We start from the raw sequence: 18525 nt of genomic DNA, 5'->3' as shown, positions 1-18525 counted from the left end.
CAATTGATGGAACTGCGGAGTGGGTGTGTTCACTCTGCAAGGGCATTCCGCGAAAAGGGCAATTTGATTGAATAATCCCCTAGGGGACGGGGCTGGTCTTCGAAGTCATACACAGCGAGCAGCTATCGCTTCCATTGCAAACGGTAAACTGTGTGATCATCTGGAAGTCCTTTGAGGACCAAAGATCGTGCGGTCGCAAATTCGAACTCGTGATTTCCTCCAACGATGGCTCTCGTCACATCTGACACAAGAATTTCACCCGGATTGGCCGACGAAGTTATGCGAGCCGCTTTGTTGACTACGGTTCCGAAGAAGTCGCCACGCGCCAAAACAACGTCGCCAGTATGAACGCCAACCCGTAGGCCCAAGCGCGGTTCCACATCGCTCATAGCAACGGCTTCCTGTATTTTGATCGCCGCCAGAAGCGCTTCAGTCGCGGATTGGAAACTGGACAATGTCCCGTCTCCTAGCGACTTCACGAATTGCCCCCGATGTGTTGCGACAATACTCTCAACAATCTGAAAATGCTGATCTATCAACGCCGACCAACCCTGATCTCCCATGGCCGCCGCGAGCATCGTACTGCCTTCGACATCGGTAAACAGCACCGAGGCCAAACCTTCTGCTTGAAGCAATTCCGGACCTTCTTCGAGCGCAGCTTTCACAAGAGTTTGAATGGCCAACTGTTCGCTGCCTACAAATTCCATATTTGGGTAGGGAAGAGAAGCGTGACGATTAATGATCTTCCACGACGCACCCTCTAAGACGAATACCAGCACCGTGCGGACGATGTAATCATCTCTAAGCCCTGGAAACCCAACCCGGTGCAGAAAAGCAGACCAACCCGTCTCTCCGTTCTCGAAGGCTTCGGCTTCGAGAACTTCCCACACATCCGGCTCTGGCATTTCGCCGATGAATTCGCCGACTCCATCGCGAACAACCTGGCCTTTCCAAAACTCATTCTCGCCAGTTCCAATGAAGCGCAGATCGACCGAGTCGGAGAGGTAGTCCTTCAAAACATGCGTATTGAGGGTCCTGATCGCCTCAAACCAGCGTTCTGTTACAGCAAGTATCTCAGGTGAAGCCTTGACCACAACTGATACTCCCAACACAGGCGAAACAAGCGCAAAGTAAATTCGTCGATCTGGAATCCGCCCTACTGACTTAATGCTGCCCACACGCAAGCATGTAATCAAGGAAGAAAATGGTCGGTATAGACTCCAAACACACCTTAGACCACGCTGAACAGAGGCAGAGTTGTTGAAGCTTCATCTGGTCGCCGCACTTAAGGCGCTGCTTCCAGCGTCCGCTTTGTTCGCTTAGTGGTCGCTCGCGATATTCAGGCGGACGGCCGCATCGAGCCCAAAGCGGACTGAAATGTGCTCGCCAAAATGAATTGCGGCGATAGACATTCTCTTGAGCGGTCTAACCCACCACTAAATGCATTCACCGCCATCGATAACCAGGGCTTGCCCCGTCATAAAAGCGGATTCATCTGAAGCTAAATAGACGATCCCATGGCCAATCTCTTCAACTGTCGCCCATCGACTCATGGGGATCGCCTGCTCGATGTAGCTTTCCAGTTTGGCACGGCCTCCCATCTGCTTTTCGAAGCCTGCATTGAAAGGGGTGTCTACAAATCCTGGACATAGGGCATTGAAACGGATTGCATGGACAGCGTAGTCGGCTGCCATCTGCCGGACCATCGCAACAGCAGCGTGCTTTGTAGTCGCATAGGCGATCATACCCCGGTCATATTGAACCCCAGAATTGGAGGCTGTGACGATCACGCTGCCTCCACCTTGTGATTTCATATGGGGGACGGCTGCACGCGCGGCAATGAAGTGAGCGCGGACATTCAATGCCCAAGAAGCATCCATTCCATCTGGTTCCACTTCTTCCAGCGTTCCTTCGATCTGCAACCCAGCGTGAGAGTGCAACACGTCAAGCCGACCGAAGTTTTTAACTGCTTCGTCTATGGTTCTGGTAAGGGCATCGTCATCGGTCACATCAAGCTGTATGGCAGATGCTTGATTTCCCTGCGCCACGATCGCGGCCACAGTGGCTTCAGCAAGTGTTGCATCGCGATCGGTTACCACAACATGCGCACCCTCTTGTGCCATTGCCATTGAACCCGCCCGACCAATTCCTGATCCCGCGCCCGTCACGAGCGCGACCTTACCTGCAAGCCGCATGTCACTTGGCTCCTTTATTTAATTATTCGATTTTGAGGCGCCTCGGCGCAAAAGCAGCTGCGCTGCAACGAGCAACAAGAGCGACGCGCCCATAACCATAGTGCCGATGGCATTGATCTCGGGTGTTACGCCGCGCCGGATGGATGAGAATATGTAGATTGGCAGGGTTGTTTCTGAGCCAGCTACGAAGAACGCGATGATGAAATCATCAAATGAGAAAGTGAAGCTGAGCAGGAAGCCTGCCAAAATTGCCGGTGCTATCAACGGCAGGGTCACCTGTCGAAAGGTGCCCCAGGGCGTCGCAAAGAGGTCAGCCGAAGCTTCCATGAGCGTGCGGTCCATACCCGATAGCCTTGCACGTACGATGATTATGACCAGCGCCATTGTGAACATGGTGTGTGCGGCGACAAGCGTGGGCATCCCCATGGAAAGTTGCGGGGGATTTGCTCCATCGGGCCATAGGCTTGCAAGAAGCGGGTTTAGCCAGCCGAATACGGTGACCAGGGCGATGAGTGTCGCGATGCCGATGACGATACCGGGTATCATTATCGCAATATAAATCATCGCATCAAACAAAGTTCGGAGCCATCCCTTAACCCCTTGTAAAGCGATGGCCGCCATGGTTCCGAGAGTGGATGCGAGGCAAGCAGTTATGAATGCCGCAAGCAGACTGGTCTCGAGCGCGTCCATTACAAATGGGTTGTTGAGCGCTTTACCATACCATTGGGTCGAGAACCCCATGAACTGGCTTGCGTGTCGTCCGGCATTAAAGCTGAAAAGCGCGATGATGCCGATTGGAATATAGAGAAAAAGGTAGACGCAAATCGCGTATAAGCGCATCGGACCCTCACATCAGCGAGACATCTTCGCGCTGGCCACCCAGGCGCGCGATGAATTTCATGTAAATTGAGACAGTGACAAGCATTACGACAACCAGAGTCATTGCGACCGCCGATCCGTACGCCCAGTTCCGAGACTGCAGGAACAGGTCCACCAGCGCATTTCCGACGAAAAAGACCTTTCCGCCGCCCAAGATCGCTGGGATCAGAAACTCGCCCATCAGCAAGATGAAGACCAGCATGCAGCCAGTTGCGATACCAGGTACCGACAAAGGAAGTGTCACCTGACGGAACGTACGCCATGGGGTAGAGCCGAGATCAGCCGATGCTTCCAGAAGGCGTTTATCCAGTTTGTCTAAGCTTACAAAAATCGGGAAAACCATCAGAGGTAGATACCCATAGACAATCCCGACAAGCACAGCGAACGGCGTATTTATCAGGCGGATATCATCGATGCCGATCGACTCCAGTAAAGCGGGCAAGCCACGCCCCCCAAGGATGAAAATCCAAGCGTATGACCGGATCAGGATCGATGTCCAGAACGGCACGATCACTAGGATCAACAGCGAAGTTCTCCACTTTGGTGAACAACGCACCGCAAGAAAGTAGGCGAGCGGGTAGGCAATTACCAACGCAGCGATAGTCCCCAGAGGTGCAAGGATCAAAGTGTTCTTAAACGCCGTCCATCGCGCAGGAAGGTTGGCATATTGTTCCAACGTGAACGCTGGAACGTAGCCTCCGGCGGCACCCCGTTCGCCAAAGGAAAAGACGAAGACGACCAGCAGAGGAAGGGCTAGCATTACCAAAAGCCATATTCCTGCTGGAACCAGCAACAGTGCTTTTCTGCCTCGTTCGGTCATTTTGTCCTCGTCTTTTCCGATATTGGCGGCCTTGCCGCTTAGGCCGACTTGAAGCGGGCGAGCAACTCGGCACGGTTTGGATCGGTTAGTGTAGCCGCCGCGCCGAACTCGAGTGCATTCAGAAGGTCAGCTGCCGGATAAAGGATCGGATCTTCCAGTAGTTCCTTCGGCAGCAACGCATTGGTGCGAGCATCAGCCGATGGATAGCCGTGAGCGAGGACTTCTTTCGCATTAACTTCCGGGTTCAGCAGGAAGTCGATCAAGGCATAAGCGGCATCCATATGGGGTGCGCCCTTAGGAATAGCGTAGTAGTCGGACCAGAGTTCACCGCCCTCAGTTCCCAGAACGTAGGCGATTTCAGGCATGTCGACATTCATCTGCTTGCCGTCACCTGTCCAGCACATCGTCATCCAGGCGTCACCGTTACGCATCGGTGGCTGATAATCCGACGAGATTGCAAACAGATGCGGTTTGGCATCCAGCAACAATTTCTCGGCATCCGCCAGTTCCTTCTCATCGACCGAGTTGAAGGAGTAGCCGAAGTATTTCAGTGCATTACCGATGGTGGTGAGTTGGTAATCATGCACCATTGTCCGGCCTGAGTAACCTTCCATAGTAAGGTCCCAGAACTCTTTCCATGTGGTTGGAGTCGGAGCGCCGTCAAGCTTGCTGGTGTTCACTGCAAAGCCAGTCGTGCCCCAGTTTTTTGGCACCGCGTAAAGCTGGCCATCGACAGAACCGGCATCGGAAAAGCGCTGTTCGAATGAACCTGCGTCGTAGTTTGGCAGTTTGGACGTATCGAGCGGGATGATCAGATCTTCACCCACATACGTAGTGATCGTGTAGTTGGTTGGAACGAAAACGTCCCAGCCAGACCCTCCAGCCTGTAGTTTTGCCAACATCTCTTCGTTCGAGCCAAAAACATTGACCTGAACATGGGCGCCAGTGGCTTCCGTGAAGGCTTCGAAGTTCATCTCGTCATGGTAGTTCGGCCATGTGGCGAGGATCACTCGGTCGCCAATGTCCCCGGCAGCAAATGCCGGGCGTGGACGCAACCCAGGAATGGCCGTGCCCAGAACGGCCGTTGCCATCCCAAGACCTGTCACGCCTAAGAAATGTCGCCGTGTAACCGAACCCTTTTGGTACCGGCGAAGCTCTTCCATGAACTTTTGCTTGGAAATAGTCCCATTATCCTTGGTCATTGTGAACCTCTCTGTTGTTGGATTGCGGGATTTGTTATTTTTCCAGGATCAGCAGTGCGCCTTCGCCCCATGAAACAAAGGCCTGCTCTCCTGCATTGAACGTCCCCTCGTTCAATTCCGCTTGCCTTGGCACAAGTACGTGGAAATCACCCAGTGCTTCGTTGCGCGCAAGGTATTCTGTGTGCTCCCCAAGGAAGATCCGATTTTGAATGGTAACTGGCAGAGCGATTTCAGCTGTGGGTAGCGCGCGGGTCAGCGTGATCTGTTCAGGACGGATACTAACGCACACTTCCTGCCCTGCATCTATTGGAATCTCCGGAGTTCCGCGCACCTTTTGGCCACTCGCTAAACGCACAGTGATTTGGTCGGCTGCTGAGTCAGTCACAGTTGCATCAAAGAAATTTGAGGTGCCTACAAATCCAGCCACGTAGCGGCTGCGGGGCATGTCATAGAGTTCGCGTGGGCTGCCAACCTGCACAATACTGCCGCCTTCCATCACACAAATTCGGTCGGACATTGAAAGCGCTTCTTCTTGGTCGTGCGTGACGAGGACAAAAGTTATTCCCAGTTGTCGTTGCAGGTTCTGCAGTTCAAACTGCATTTCTTTTCGAAGCTTTCGATCCAGAGCAGCCATTGGTTCATCAAGCAGCAAAAGCTTGGGCTCGTTTACGATCGCACGCGCCAAAGCGACGCGTTGCTGCTGACCACCAGACATCTCCCAGATGCGACGTGGGCCAAACCCACCAAGACGGACAGTTTCCAGCGCTTGCTCAACCTTTGTCGCGATTGTTTGTTTGTCTACGCGTGGTCGTTGTTGGCGCAGGCCGTACGCGATGTTGTCGAACACGCTTAGGTGAGGAAAAAGAGCATAGTGCTGAAACACCATGTTGACTGGGCGATGGTGCGCATCCAAGTCGTTGACGACTTCTCCATCGAGCAACACCTGACCTTCGGTTGGCTTCTCGAAACCTGCCAACATTCTAAGCGCAGTGGTTTTGCCGCAACCAGATGGGCCTAAGAACGACAGGAACTCTCCTTTCCCAATGGAAAGATTCAGGTCTTTGGCGGCGACCACATTCCCGAAGGTCTTGGTCACTCCTCGGAGTTCCGCAATCGTCTGCATGGTGACGCTCATGTCAAAGCTCATATACTGCCGTTTTCCTTTTGCTTGATTTTTTGGCATTTGTTGGCATACCACTCAAACAAGGAAAAAGTAACAATAACTCGGAATAACTGTATATACCACAATTGGGGTATAGAGGTGCTTTTCGAAAATCTGGAGCGGCGCGTGTACGATTGGATGGAAGAGGCCGGCAGGGTCGTGGAGAAGATCGGAACCCCAGAATTTCCATGTGCTTTGGCAGATGGCTTGCGGCAGGTCGCACCATTCGATTTTACGGTGGTGTTTGGCCATGTCGGAACCGAAGCGCCTATAGACCTTCACGACGATTTTCCCAAAAGCAAACGGCGTATTTTTGTTGAGGATTACCAAGCAGGGCCCTACGTACTTGATCCATTTTTTTTGGCCGCGACAAAACCGATAACACCGGGTCTGTACCGCATGCGCGATATCGCACCGGACAGGTTCTATCAGGGCGAATACTATCGCAGCTATTACAAAAGGACTGGGTTAGCAGAGGAGATTGGCTACTTTATCGATATCCCAGGCGTTGGGATGGTTGTGGTCTCGCTCATGCGAGCAGAGAAGCCTTTTTCCGCCAAGGAAATTCGTCATTTGCAAGCTCTATGGCCGCTCGTTCGGGCAGCCTGTTGCAAACATTGGAGTGACTTTCCAACGATGGCCCGCGGCGCCGCAGCGAATGGCGTTAGTCGTCGCGTTGATCTAGCATTCCAGGCATTTGGCGATGGCGTTCTGACGTCACGAGAACGAGAAGTCGTTGAGTTCACATTGAAGGGCCATTCGGCAGAAGCTGTTGGCACAATTCTCGGCATCTCTCCAGGCACAGTCCGCATCCACAGACGCAACATTTACGCGAAACTTAGGATCAACTCGCAGGGTGAGCTTTTTTCAAAGTTCATTGAAAAGGCGCTTTAAAAGGTTCCTTGAACACCCACTTTATCCGTTTTGCCGACCTTGCTACCTTGTGACCCGGAAAGCACCAAACATTTGGACGGCACTGTCTGATAGCCAAGGAACCCAAAGGGAGAGGGTTGGGACGCCCGGGACCCATGTTGGGCTAAATTAATACCCGAAAACGCTTTCGGGCCATTGTCTATCTAACCGGATCAGCCGATTTAAAAATGGCGTCAAGATACGAAAGGCAAAATTTCATGGACGCACCAGTTATCCAGTTGATTTTTATGCTCATCTTGCTGGTTGTCGTGATCTGGCTTTATATCCTGCCGATCACGATGGCAGGGCGGCGCAACCGATCCGGTTTGATCTGGTTCCTGATCGGTCTGGTTGGATCACCCCTTTTGGCTATTCTTTTGCTGCTGGCTCTAGGTGACGCACCCGAACAACCAACAACCTAATTTTGGGACGATACCATCTGACACTCAAAAGGGCTTAACCGGAGGGTATTTGGACACTCGTGAGCCATAACGTCCTGCTCAGCATGCAATAAGGGTGCCAATTGAGACACTAAACTTCCGGAAGTGAAGACAACTAATCCTTCTCACTCTCCACAACCGTGTACTGCAAACCCAAGGTCGGCCGATTTGATTGGAGAACCACAGACCGCTTTGTCCGCTTAGCAGACGCTCAGTCAGTTTTGGCAAAGGTCCGCTCCTGAGCCAAAGCGGACGTGCTTAATAGTATGGCCATTCTTAACAGTAGGAATTGGGCGATGGGCATGGAATTGAAATCAACCCGGGATCATCAGTCATCAACAAAAAATCGGGGGACAAATCAGGGGATATTTATCAATTTATCGCAAAAGTATTCAAAAATTGGTAAAATACAGCTATTTTTGGTGCCTCAAGAGGGACTCGAACCCCCGACCTTGTCCTTACGAAGGACCTGCTCTACCAGCTGAGCTATTGAGGCAAGCGAGGGCTCGTTTAAACCGTCCGGGTCAGGCGCGCAAGCCCAGTTCTTAGGCTCTGGGTGCAGAACCCTTACTGTGAATTTTTTGTAACAGCGTTGAACAGTGGTTGTTGCGCATCTCTTATTTCGTTATTTCGTGAAATATGGAATTTGAAGCGACAGATCAGTTGACCACCCTGGGCCATCCGCAGCGGTTAATGGTGTTTCGCATGCTTATGCGACGCTTTCCTGACACTGTTCCTGCCGGTGAACTGGCAGTGCAGCTGGATATTAAACCCAGCACCTTGTCGAACTACCTGAATGCTCTGCAACGCGCGGGACTGGTGCGGCAGGAGCGGTTGGGGACATCGCTGCTCTATTCGATCGAGATGACGAATGTGCAGCACATGCTGGACTTCCTGCTGAAAGATTGCTGCAAAGGTCGGCCCGATATCTGTATGCCCTCCACCCAAGGAGCCAAGACTATGCCGGACCGGAAATACAACGTCCTTTTTCTGTGTGTGGGCAACTCCGCCCGTTCGATCTTTGCCGAATCCATCCTGCGCAGCTTGGGTGGGGATCGGTTCAACGTTTATTCTGCAGGCACAAAGCCGACCTCTGAATTGAACCCCTTCGCGATGCAGGTTCTGGCTGACAAAGGGCACGATACTTCGGCTTTGCGGTCCAAGCATATGTCTGAATTTGCAGCCGATGGCGCGCCAGAGATGGATTTCGTGTTCACCGTCTGCAATCAGGCCGCGAACGAGGATTGTCCGGCCTGGGAAGGACAACCCATCAGTGGCCATTGGGGCATGGTTGACCCGGTCAAGGCCATGGGCACGGACGCCGAGAAAAGCCTGGCCTTCCAGAACGCCTATGGCGCGCTGAAGCGACGGATCGAGGCGTTTACCTCTCTACCCGTCGAAAGCCTGGATCGGATCGCTTTACAAACGGCCGTGGATGACATCGCCAGAACACCTATTGAGGACATGCAATGACGACTTACGCGGTAAACGGCCTTGGCCGGATGGGCAAACTGGCCCTAAAACCTCTGCTCGAGAAGGGCGCCAAGATCGCCTGGATCAATGATAGCGCTGGCGACCCCGAGATGCATGCGCACCTGTTGGAATTTGACACTGTTCATGGCCGCTGGGATGCGGAATTTACCCATGACGCCGACAGCGTGACGATCAATGGCACGCGCCTGCCGTTCATTGGCACCAAAGACCTGTCCGACCTGCCTATGGATGGCGTGGATGTGGTGATCGACTGTACGGGCGTGTTCAAGACCGAGGCTAAGCTGGCACCGTATTTCGAGGCAGGGGTGAAGAAGGTTGTCGTCTCGGCCCCGGTCAAGGACGGCCCCACGGCCAATATCGTGATGGGCGTTAATGAAAGCACTTATGACCCCGCAGCCCACCACATCGTGACCGCGGCGTCCTGCACCACCAATTGTCTGGCTCCGGTCGTAAAGGTCATCCATGAAAATCTGGGCATTCGCCACGGTTCGATGACCACGATCCACGATGTGACAAACACGCAAACCATCGTGGACCGCCCCGCCAAGGACCTGCGGCGCGCGCGGTCGGCATTGAACTCGCTGATCCCGACCACGACTGGCTCGGCCACGGCGATCACGCTGATTTACCCCGAATTGAAAGGCCGCCTGAACGGCCACGCGGTGCGGGTGCCCCTGCTGAACGCCTCGCTGACCGATTGCGTGTTCGAGGTTGAACGCGAAACAACCGTTGAAGAGGTCAACACCTGCTTCAAAACCGCCGCCGATGGCGAGCTGAAAGGTATTCTGGGCTATGAGACCCGGCCGCTGGTATCCACCGACTACACCAATGACGAACGCTCCTCGATCGTCGATGCGCCCTCGACCATGGTGGTGAACGGGACGCAGGTGAAAATCTATGCGTGGTATGACAACGAGATGGGCTATGCGCACCGTTTGGTTGACGTGGCACTGATGGTGGGGAACGCGCTGTGACCGACCGGCCTGAGGGGCTGTCGGCCTATATCGCGGTCACGGCGGCTTATTGGGCCTTTATGCTGACCGACGGAGCCCTGCGGATGTTGGTGCTGCTGCACTTTCATACGCTGGGCTTCTCGCCGGTGCAGTTGGCCTATCTGTTTGTTCTCTATGAAATCGCAGGGATGGTGACGAACCTTGCGGCGGGCTGGATCGCGGCTCGGTTTGGTTTGACCTCGACACTCTATGCCGGGCTTGGGTTGCAGGTGGTGGCGCTGCTGGCGCTGACGCAACTAGACCCTAACTGGGCGATTGGCGCATCTGTGGCCTTTGTCATGATTGTTCAAGGCGCAAGCGGAGTGGCCAAGGATCTGGCCAAGATGTCCTCGAAATCCGCAGTGAAACTGTTGGCCCCGACAGAGGGCGGTGAGCTGTTTCGCTGGGTCGCCTTGCTCACCGGATCAAAGAACGCTGTCAAAGGGCTGGGCTTCCTTCTTGGTGCAGCCATGCTGGCTACACTGGGCTTTCAGGCGGCTATTATCGTGATGGCGATCGTTCTGGCGGTGATCCTGTTCGCGGTTGTCCGGTTTATGCCTCCCGGTCTGCCCAAAGGGCGCAAGGGCGCGAAGTTCTCCGAGGTTTTCTCAAAATCTGCCAACGTCAATTGGCTGTCCGCCGCGCGGGTCTTCTTGTTTGGTGCCCGTGACGTGTGGTTTGTGGTCGGCATCCCAATCTATTTCTACGCCGTTTTGTCCGATGGCACGGAAGAGGGCAATCGCGCGGCCTTTTTCATGATCGGCACCTTTATGGCGTTCTGGATCATCCTCTATGGCGTCATTCAGGCCAACGCACCCATAATCCTGCGCGCCCAAGACAGGACCGAGGGCGACCTGATAAACGCTGCCCGAAGCTGGGCCGCAGGCCTGTTCTGTGTCCCGTCGGCGCTGACCGTGGCGGTTCTGATCTCGGGCGGACCGCAAACATGGCTGACCATCACACTGGTTTTGGGCTTGTTGGTCTTCGGGGCGCTGTTTGCTGTCAATTCGGCGCTGCATTCCTACCTGATCCTCGCCTTCACCAAATCCGAGCGTGTCACGATGGATGTTGGCTTCTACTACATGGCCAACGCCACAGGCCGGTTGCTGGGCACGGTACTGTCCGGACTGACCTATCAGATCGGTGGATTGCCTTTGGTGTTGGGAACAGCAGCGGTGATGGTCGCTTTGGCGGCAATCACCTCGGGCAAGCTGACGGATGAAAGCCAAGAGGCGCATGCCTAAACGCTAAATGCGCCCTTGGTTTCAAACTGTATGGATGCGCCGCTTACAGAACCGAAACAAAGAACGGCTTCAGGATTTCCCCGTTTGAAACTGCGGCCTGTGCGGCGTTTGCTGTATCCAGCGCCTCGCGAATGGTGACGTCCATATCGAGATAGCGGTAAGTCCCGAGTCGACCCACAAAGGTGACATTTTGTGCCGCCTCGGCCAGATCCGCATAGTCCTTCAACAAGGCTTTTTCCTTCACCTGCCGGATCGGGTAATACGGGATGTCGTCGGGGCCAGCTGCGCGCGAGTATTCGCGGTAGCAAACCGATCCCTGATGGTCTTCCCACGGGGCAAAATGCTTGTGCTCGGTAATGCGGGTGAAGGGCACGTCCTCGTCGCCATAGTTCATGACCGCGCAGCCCTGATAGTCGCCTTCATAGGTGAACCGCTCGAAATCCAAAGTGCGATAGCCCAGCCGACCAAGCTCATAGTCGAAATAGCCATCCAGCGGGCCGGAATAGAACACGTGGTCAAACGCGGCGCCCATTTCGCGATTGAATGTTGTTTCCAGCTGAACCGTGATTGCAGGGTGATCGAGGATACCGGCAATCATGTCGGAATACCCTTCCTCCGGCATTCCTTGAAATCTGTGAAAAAAGTAATTGTCGTCGTAGTTGAACCGCACCGGCAGACGTTTGAGGATTGACGCAGGCAGTTCAGAGGGGTGGCAGCCCCATTGCTTGATTGTGTAGCCCCTAAAAAACGCCTCATAGAGATCGCGACCGACATAGCGCAACGCTTGTTCCTCAAAGCTCTGTGGGTCGGTGATCGAAGTATCGGCCTGTTCTTGGGTGATAAAGGCGCGCGCCTCATCCGGGCGCAGGGTGGTGCCGAAGTACTGGTTGATCGTGTGCAAATTGACCGGCAGCGAGAACACCCGGCCTTGGGATGTTGTTTTCACCCGGTTCTTGTATGGCCGGAATGTCGCAAAGCGATTCACGTAATTCCAGACCTCTTCGTCATCGGTGTGGAAAATATGGGGGCCATAGACATGAACCAGAACGCCTGTTTCTGCGTCGCGATGGGTGTGACAATTGCCGCCGATATGATCGCGGCTGTCCACAATGGTGATCTTATGACCCCGTTCTGCCAGCGACCTGCCGATGACCGCGCCCGAAAGCCCGGCCCCAACCATCAGGAAATGCCGCGTGCTCATTCAGGGTCCTTTCTGTTTTGACGTGATGGTCGTCATGTCCAACGGCTTGGACAATTGCCGGCGCGCGATCTTGAGGATGCCTGATCGGGCTGATCCTCTGTCGCGAAACTCCGACAGAACGGACATCCAGCTTTTGCACATGCGCCAGCCAAGCTGCACCCGCCCCGAGATCGGCTGCCCACCCTGCAAGATCCCAGCAAAGACGATGGGCACGGTGCGGCGGGTCAGATCGAACATCTCTTTCAGGACGGCCTCTTCCTGTTCGGAGCTCAGGTTGCCGGTTTCAGCCATGGCTGATTTTAGAGCCTTTCCTACCGGACGGGTGTGGTGCATCGCGATTTCGTCCAGAATGGCGGTTCGGAACGCTCCGGCCTCGGCCCAGCGACACCAGATGTAGTCCAGCCCGTATCCGCTCATTGTACCTTGAAACAGGGGCAGGGCCTTTTTCAAAACATCCCGATGCAGGCACGGGGCCATGATCTCGATATAGTTGATATAGCGCAGCACAAATCCGGGGCATCGGCTAAAAACAAAATGCGAATAGTAGCTGTCGAGTGTCAGTGATGGCTGTGCGATGCGCAATCCATGAGTGCGCATGGCTTGAAACAGGGCGTTCACATCCTGCGCGCTGATGTCCAGATCGTCATCCGGCAACCATATGAAGTCATAGTGGTCCAGATCCCTGTCGGACAGCGTCTTGTATAAGCCATCCCACTTGCCGCCCTTGATCAAAACAGCCTCAACGCCCGGCTGCGGGGTGAAGGCCGCAAAAGCATCGTCCGAGAAATAGCTGACCAGCAAATCGTAGTCGCGCTGCTTTAACGGCAAGTCTTGCCATCTGTGGTGCAACGAGTTGTTGCCCGCCCGGACAACCACGAGGTTTTTTTTCATGCGTGCTTTTGAACCTGACTATCTGCCCGCATCAATGGGGCCAGTCCTTCGATCATGTCCGGGTTCAGAGGGTGACTCAACCGTCCGTGCGTGTATTTCGCCTGATACACCAGGTTACGGACAAATCTATTCAACGGTGAGCCGGGTTTGGCACGGCGGCGACAAGGATCAATATTGCTTTCGCTGTTCTGCCGTTCCGTAATCATTTGCTTGCGCAGGGTCAGAATGGGGACGTTATGTTCCCAATAAAATTTCAAGTCGATATCGATCGGTCTCGAGATGGGCGCTTCGGGCTTCAACAGACGCTGTGCAGCGCGGCGACCCAGAACATAGCCGGTGGTTCTTGGAGGTAATCTGTCTGATAAAACAAGGTGTTGATCTGCAAATGACGTCAGAACCTGAAGGTTATTCCCCGGCACGCCATCTAGTTTGATCATCACGTCCTCAAAACACTCGGGGCAATCTTCGAGAGCGTTCAGGAAAGGCTGTGGGTCAACGATAAAGGTGGCGTCGTCCTCAAGAACCAAGCTGACACACTGATCGGATTCGGCAATTATTTGCCAGATCTTTCGATGCCCCAATGTGCAGGCGACCTCTCCTCGACTAAGAGGCCGCTTGAACTTTATCCGGTTCATATCGGCATCGTAGACGCAGCGCAGATCGGCCTCGGCCATCTGATCGCCAGATATCGCGTCACAAAATTCGTGATGCAGCCCGTGTTGCGTAAGCTCACGCTCGCAGAAGCGCCGACGCTCTACATCTTTTGGTAGACTAAGAATGAAAGTCCGGATCGACACAATATGGATTCCAAAAATGCTCTACCGCGTTACTACGTATCTCAATTGGCTAGTACAAGCGCAATTGGCGGCTTGCATTTGCCGGTGCGACAAGAAGGTCAGTCTGGCTGACCGCGATGCAGAAAACAATTTATGCGTGCGCAACGTGATCATCGCTTTGAATATGGTAGTGCGTATATTAACGTGCTCAAGAGTAACACAATTTCGCAGTTTGAACATCGCCAAAATTGGGTAAATACAATTGCGCAGACTTCCGCCGTCGATATCTGCGCTGTGGGCATTTTGCTGCTTGGTAGCTGCCCTTTCCGAGTACGGTCAGGCAATTTTAGGCAGGTTGTCGAGAGTTTGTAAGACTTGTTTCGCCTATAGACCCCACCTATTTTGACGCGGAACTTGATCGCCCCCGGACGGGGCTAGTCTGTCGCGGTGTATTATCTGCCCTTTTGGCAAACCGGAATATGGGTTATCTGGGCGAGCGCATGGTTTCACGATCTGGAGAATGCAATGATTAAGCGCGCCTGGGATGAATGGCGATCTGGCTATATGGGTCGTCTCATCAGCGAGAGCTTTTTTGCGCAGGGCAGACTGTATGCCGTTGCAATCGTTGCGATGATTGCAGTTGCTGCTACGACCGCAGGGGCGGCTTTCATGATGGAATACATCGTGGACGCCATGACCAGCCCGGAAATGAGAAGCTATGCCTCTTTGATTGCGCTTGGCGTTGTGGGTCTTTTTCTTGCCAAAGCGCTCGCTACCTATGTTCAGGCCATCTATCTGGCGCGGGCTGGCAACCGTATTGTGGCCGCCCAGCAAGACCGGGTGTATCGCAAGCTGCTGCGCCATGGGGTGTCTTTCTTTTCGGCCAATGAATCCTCGGACCTTTTGATGAGGACGACAAATGGAGCTCAGTCGGCGCGGAGACTGATTGATATCCTGGTCACCGGGTTTGTGCGTGATGCTTTGACCCTCGTGGGTCTGGTGATCGTAATGGTTTATCAGCAACCCGTCTTGTCGATCATGTTTTTCCTCGTTGGACCGGTTGCGCTGTATGGCGTGCGCCGCTTGTTGAAAAGCGTACGTTCGATCATGCAGGCCGAGTTCAAATCACTGGCCGAGATCATTCGCGTACTGCAAGAGACATCTGCGGGGATCAAAGTAATCAAGGTCTTTGCGTTGGAAGACCGCATGATTACACGGATGGACACCGCGATCCGCAAGGTGGAGGAGCGTGCAAACGATATCGCCCGGCTTCAATCCATCGCCAGCCCGCTGATGGAGTTTCTGGCCGGTTTGGCAGTTGCCGGTGTTCTGATCGTCAGCACGATGGGTATCGCGGGGTCCGAGCCGCCTACTGCAGGTCAGTTGATGTCCTTTATCACGGCCCTGTTGATGGCCTATGAGCCGGCTAAGCGCCTCTCCAAGATGCGGGTTCAGATTGAAGCTGCCATGGTTGGTGTCGGTCTTCTGTTTGGCTTGCTGGACCAGGAAGACACGATGCAGGAGAGCCCCGACGCCCATGATCTGCTGGACGGCCCCGGTGAGATTGCACTGCGCAATGTGACGTTTGGCTACAAAGGTACGATACCTGTCATCGAGGACATGAACCTGACTTTCCAGGCGGGCAAGACCACCGCGCTTGTCGGTCAATCCGGTGGCGGAAAATCTACGATTTTCGGTCTGATCATGCGATTTTATGACCCCGATGAAGGACAGGTGGAGATTGATGGCCAGGACCTGCGCCATGCCAGCTACGCGTCTCTGCGGCGCAAGATTTCTTATGTTGGGCAGGATACGTTCCTGTTTTCGGCCTCGGTGATGGACAACCTGCGATGTTCCGCACCAGAGGCCACCGACGAAGAGGTGATTGCGGCGGCGCGGGCTGCACACGCCCACGACTTCATCACGGAGCTGTCCGACGGCTATGACACGCAAGTTGGAGAAAACGGCACGTTTTTGTCCGGAGGCCAGAAACAGCGCATCGCCATCGCCCGTGCGATCCTGCGAAAGGCGGAAATTCTGTTGCTGGACGAAGCCACCAGCGCGTTGGACGCAGAATCCGAATCTCTCGTAAAACAAGCTTTGGATTCTCTGACCGCAGATATGACCGTCGTTGTGATTGCGCACCGTCTTTCCACGATCCTTGAAGCAGACAAGATCATGGTGGTCCAGGATGGAGCCGTTGTTGAGCAAGGCAATCTGGACGAGCTGATGAAACAGAACGGCAGCTTCCGTCGTCTGTTTGACCAGCAGTTCAAGAAAAGCGCGGCTGAACCAGAGGTGGCTGAGTGAATATCGACTGCCGCTGTTTGCACATGTAGCTTTATGCCCTTACTGTTTTCTCGCCAGCGAACCCGCGATTCCTGACGTCAATCTCGCAAAATGCGTGAATGCTCACGAACGCGTGTCCTCTAGACAACGCTTTTGGTTCGGAGTCTGTGCGGGCTGGCATTGTGATTTGCCCCCGACGCTGTTTTGCGCCATGGCGGGAGTGTTGCCTTGTTAATGACAACTTTGGCGTGAAATTACAGCGCTGGTAACGCAGGCCTGAAATATTCTTGAGGTTGTTGATATGACCACTTTTATTCCCGGACCCAGTTCGGCTTCCCCTCTTAGTGCTATTCAGGGTGACGTTGCCTACGGCGATGGGAACCCCAATACCACGACGGTCATTACATATAATTTTGATCAATACCTGGATTCTCAATCCTGGACAGAGTCCCACAAGGCAGATTTCCGCGCGGCGCTGGCGGCCATCGAAGCCGTGGCAAATGTACAGTTTGTTGAAGTATCTTCTTGGCTAGAAGCGGATATCTACGAAATCATTGCCCCATCTTCGAGCAGTTTTTTCGGTTCATCGAGCACTCTCGGATATCACTATACGCCGTCTAACTCTCCGTCCGAAGGCGCGTTCAATACAGATTTCTGGACCACAGGGTTGGGCGGGAACGGCGACCCGGGTGGTTTCTTTTTTACCACTTTGTTGCACGAACTTGGTCACGCCTTGGGCCTAGGCCACCCGCATGACACCGGGTTGGGCACAACGGTTCTGAATGGTGTGACTTCGCCCTTCTTTTCGTACGGCGATGGCAACCTGAATCAGGGTGTTTTCACTGTGATGTCGTACAATGATGGCTGGACTCAGGTGAACGGCCAATTGCCGGTGAATGCGACGTATGGCGGATCGACCGGTCTTGGGGCGCTGGATATTGCAGCACTTCAAGCCATGTACGGAGCAAATACCACCTATAATTCCGGTGCCAATACCTATGATCTGGCGTCGTTCAATACCGCCGGTGTTGGATACCAGGCCATTTGGGACACTGGTGGAATAGACACAATTCGACATACTGGTAGCGCCGCCGCCATAATCGACCTGCGCCCTGCGACACTTGACTATAGTCCGTTCGGTGGTGGTGCTATTTCCTATGTCGATGGCGTACAGGGCGGTTTTACTATCGCTTATGGTGTGGTGATCGAAAACGCGTCTGGCGGATCAGGAAGCGATACAATTACTGGCAATGCTGCCGTCAACACTTTGAACGGAAATGGTGGAAACGACATCATTTACTCGCTCTCGGACGGCAGCAACAATAACATGATCAACGGCGGTACAGGCCACGATACCATCTATGTCGCAAACGGGACCGGCCAGGATACGGTTGACGGTGGTGAAGGAAACGACACTGCCATTGTGCAGGACAATAACGGTTCATTCACCGGCGGGACGGGGTTTGACATCGTTCGCTTTATTAGCGGGTTGAATACCTACCTGTTCCAAGACAATGGCAGCACCTATACGTTCTACAACGTGCTGACACAGACCTCTTTCACAGTGTCCAGCGATGTTGAGCTTTTCGAGTTCTCGAACGGATCGCAATCGTATAATTACGCTGGCATTTCATCGGCCACACAGATTCTAGACATCGAGAACACAGGCACGGTTCTTCAACACGCGTCTCATGGTATTTACCTTCTGGGCGGCGGAAATACCCCAATTGCAATCACTGTGGACAGCGTTGTTGTCGGTGATGAGACGCTGGACGGTTGGAGTGCGATTCAAGCTGAGGCTGCTGGCTCGGGCGGGTATCGTCTTCTGTGGAAAACCGATCAGGGTAATGCGTATTTTGAATGGATCCTGGATGACCAGGGCGTTTATGTTTCGGGTCAAAGTGTGGGCAACGTGGTCGATGTCGAAGCATTCTATAATGTGGACCTCAACGATGACGACACTATCGGCCATGTGACGACTCCGATCGAATCTGATGGTGCGACCACGTTGGCGGTTTCGACCGCAAG

Annotated in this window: 16 protein-coding genes and 1 tRNA gene; 7 read left to right on the top strand and 10 right to left on the bottom strand. The window is 53.9% G+C overall.

All coding sequences use genetic code 11. From position 1 onward, the window contains the following. Window positions 1–122: 122 nt before the first annotated feature. From ACR0CA_RS17460 to ACR0CA_RS17435, 6 genes are all read right to left on the bottom strand, one after another. On the bottom strand, window positions 123–1094 hold the full coding sequence (locus tag ACR0CA_RS17460) for an adenylate/guanylate cyclase domain-containing protein (RefSeq protein ID WP_480900394.1): 972 nt from the start codon (window positions 1092–1094) through the stop codon (window positions 123–125). Window positions 1095–1436: 342 nt separating this feature from the next. Then, window positions 1437–2195 (bottom strand): SDR family NAD(P)-dependent oxidoreductase, encoded by a 759-nt coding sequence (locus tag ACR0CA_RS17455; protein WP_170443914.1) that lies wholly within the window; start codon window positions 2193–2195, stop codon window positions 1437–1439. Between the two features lie 18 nt (window positions 2196–2213). Then, window positions 2214–3035 (bottom strand): ABC transporter permease, encoded by an 822-nt coding sequence (locus tag ACR0CA_RS17450; protein ID WP_480900392.1) that lies wholly within the window; start codon window positions 3033–3035, stop codon window positions 2214–2216. 7 nt (window positions 3036–3042) lie between these two features. Beyond that, complete coding sequence (locus ACR0CA_RS17445; RefSeq protein WP_480900390.1) at window positions 3043–3894, bottom strand: ABC transporter permease; 852 nt, start codon at window positions 3892–3894, stop codon at window positions 3043–3045. Between the two features lie 38 nt (window positions 3895–3932). Further along, window positions 3933–5096, bottom strand: coding sequence for an ABC transporter substrate-binding protein (locus tag ACR0CA_RS17440; protein ID WP_093962198.1), 1164 nt, complete (start codon window positions 5094–5096; stop codon window positions 3933–3935). Window positions 5097–5130: 34 nt separating this feature from the next. Continuing rightward, on the bottom strand, window positions 5131–6231 hold the full coding sequence (locus tag ACR0CA_RS17435) for an ABC transporter ATP-binding protein (RefSeq protein ID WP_245218179.1): 1101 nt from the start codon (window positions 6229–6231) through the stop codon (window positions 5131–5133). Window positions 6232–6396: 165 nt separating this feature from the next. Between ACR0CA_RS17435 and ACR0CA_RS17430 the strand changes: the two genes are divergently transcribed. Both ACR0CA_RS17430 and ACR0CA_RS17425 read left to right on the top strand, forming a co-directional pair. After that, the gene (locus ACR0CA_RS17430) at window positions 6397–7152 is read left to right on the top strand and encodes a helix-turn-helix transcriptional regulator (RefSeq protein WP_480900472.1); all 756 of its coding nucleotides are present in this window, start codon (window positions 6397–6399) and stop codon (window positions 7150–7152) included. A gap of 236 nt (window positions 7153–7388) precedes the next feature. Then, window positions 7389–7592 (top strand): hypothetical protein, encoded by a 204-nt coding sequence (locus ACR0CA_RS17425; RefSeq protein ID WP_058283652.1) that lies wholly within the window; start codon window positions 7389–7391, stop codon window positions 7590–7592. Between the two features lie 438 nt (window positions 7593–8030). Here the strand turns inward: ACR0CA_RS17425 and ACR0CA_RS17420 are convergent. Further along, window positions 8031–8106: transfer RNA gene (locus ACR0CA_RS17420), tRNA-Thr, on the bottom strand. A 143-nt stretch (window positions 8107–8249) separates the two neighbouring features. Between ACR0CA_RS17420 and ACR0CA_RS17415 the strand changes: the two genes are divergently transcribed. From ACR0CA_RS17415 to arsJ, 3 genes are read left to right on the top strand one after another with little or no spacing between them, the layout of a single operon-like run. Next, on the top strand, window positions 8250–9083 hold the full coding sequence (locus ACR0CA_RS17415) for an arsenate reductase/protein-tyrosine-phosphatase family protein (protein WP_480900387.1): 834 nt from the start codon (window positions 8250–8252) through the stop codon (window positions 9081–9083). Next, window positions 9080–10078 carry an ArsJ-associated glyceraldehyde-3-phosphate dehydrogenase gene (locus ACR0CA_RS17410; RefSeq protein WP_480900385.1) on the top strand — a complete coding sequence of 333 codons (999 nt, stop codon included), beginning with the start codon at window positions 9080–9082 and terminating at the stop codon, window positions 10076–10078. The genes ACR0CA_RS17415 and ACR0CA_RS17410 overlap by 4 nt, the downstream gene beginning before the upstream one ends. After that, window positions 10075–11340 carry an organoarsenical effux MFS transporter ArsJ gene (gene arsJ, locus ACR0CA_RS17405; protein ID WP_480900382.1) on the top strand — a complete coding sequence of 422 codons (1266 nt, stop codon included), beginning with the start codon at window positions 10075–10077 and terminating at the stop codon, window positions 11338–11340. Before ACR0CA_RS17410 ends, arsJ begins: the two co-directional genes overlap by 4 nt. 43 nt (window positions 11341–11383) lie before the next feature. Here the strand turns inward: arsJ and glf are convergent, their stop codons facing one another. Genes glf through ACR0CA_RS17390 form a run of 3 tightly spaced genes read right to left on the bottom strand, consistent with a single transcriptional unit; the run spans window position 11384 to window position 14229 of the window. After that, window positions 11384–12541 carry a UDP-galactopyranose mutase gene (glf, locus tag ACR0CA_RS17400; protein ID WP_480877826.1) on the bottom strand — a complete coding sequence of 386 codons (1158 nt, stop codon included), beginning with the start codon at window positions 12539–12541 and terminating at the stop codon, window positions 11384–11386. Then, a complete protein-coding gene (locus ACR0CA_RS17395) occupies window positions 12542–13432 on the bottom strand; it encodes a hypothetical protein (RefSeq protein ID WP_170791596.1) in 891 nt (296 codons plus the stop codon). It lies immediately after the preceding gene. After that, window positions 13429–14229, bottom strand: a complete 801-nt coding sequence (locus tag ACR0CA_RS17390; RefSeq protein ID WP_170791597.1) for a glycosyltransferase family 25 protein — start codon at window positions 14227–14229, stop codon at window positions 13429–13431. The genes ACR0CA_RS17395 and ACR0CA_RS17390 overlap by 4 nt, the downstream gene beginning before the upstream one ends. Window positions 14230–14733: 504 nt before the next feature. On the opposite strand from ACR0CA_RS17390, the gene ACR0CA_RS17385 reads away from it, so the two are divergent. After that, window positions 14734–16518: an ABC transporter ATP-binding protein gene (locus ACR0CA_RS17385; protein WP_170770664.1), complete on the top strand. Its 1785-nt coding sequence runs from the start codon at window positions 14734–14736 to the stop codon at window positions 16516–16518. A 280-nt stretch (window positions 16519–16798) separates the two neighbouring features. After that, a partial coding sequence (locus ACR0CA_RS17380) for a matrixin family metalloprotease (protein ID WP_480900378.1) occupies window positions 16799–18525 on the top strand: 1727 nt, incomplete at its 3' end.

This window comes from Ruegeria sp. F12, from assembly GCF_056533885.1.
This window is presented reverse-complemented; position numbering and strand designations above follow the sequence as displayed.

Bases quoted from the DNA above. Each gene is read 5' to 3' on its own strand.
- ACR0CA_RS17425 (WP_058283652.1), top strand. From the start codon at position 7,389: ATGGACGCACCAGTTATCCAGTTGATTTTTATGCTCATCTTGCTGGTT.
- ACR0CA_RS17450 (WP_480900392.1), bottom strand. From the start codon at position 3,035: ATGCGCTTATACGCGATTTGCGTCTACCTTTTTCTCTATATTCCAATC.
- ACR0CA_RS17430 (WP_480900472.1), top strand. From the start codon at position 6,397: ATGGAAGAGGCCGGCAGGGTCGTGGAGAAGATCGGAACCCCAGAATTT.
- ACR0CA_RS17395 (WP_170791596.1), bottom strand. From the start codon at position 13,432: ATGAAAAAAAACCTCGTGGTTGTCCGGGCGGGCAACAACTCGTTGCAC.
- ACR0CA_RS17435 (WP_245218179.1), bottom strand. From the start codon at position 6,231: ATGAGCGTCACCATGCAGACGATTGCGGAACTCCGAGGAGTGACCAAG.
- ACR0CA_RS17445 (WP_480900390.1), bottom strand. From the start codon at position 3,894: ATGACCGAACGAGGCAGAAAAGCACTGTTGCTGGTTCCAGCAGGAATA.
- ACR0CA_RS17455 (WP_170443914.1), bottom strand. From the start codon at position 2,195: ATGCGGCTTGCAGGTAAGGTCGCGCTCGTGACGGGCGCGGGATCAGGA.
- glf (WP_480877826.1), bottom strand. From the start codon at position 12,541: ATGAGCACGCGGCATTTCCTGATGGTTGGGGCCGGGCTTTCGGGCGCG.
- ACR0CA_RS17415 (WP_480900387.1), top strand. From the start codon at position 8,250: ATGGAATTTGAAGCGACAGATCAGTTGACCACCCTGGGCCATCCGCAG.
- ACR0CA_RS17440 (WP_093962198.1), bottom strand. From the start codon at position 5,096: ATGACCAAGGATAATGGGACTATTTCCAAGCAAAAGTTCATGGAAGAG.
- ACR0CA_RS17385 (WP_170770664.1), top strand. From the start codon at position 14,734: ATGATTAAGCGCGCCTGGGATGAATGGCGATCTGGCTATATGGGTCGT.
- ACR0CA_RS17410 (WP_480900385.1), top strand. From the start codon at position 9,080: ATGACGACTTACGCGGTAAACGGCCTTGGCCGGATGGGCAAACTGGCC.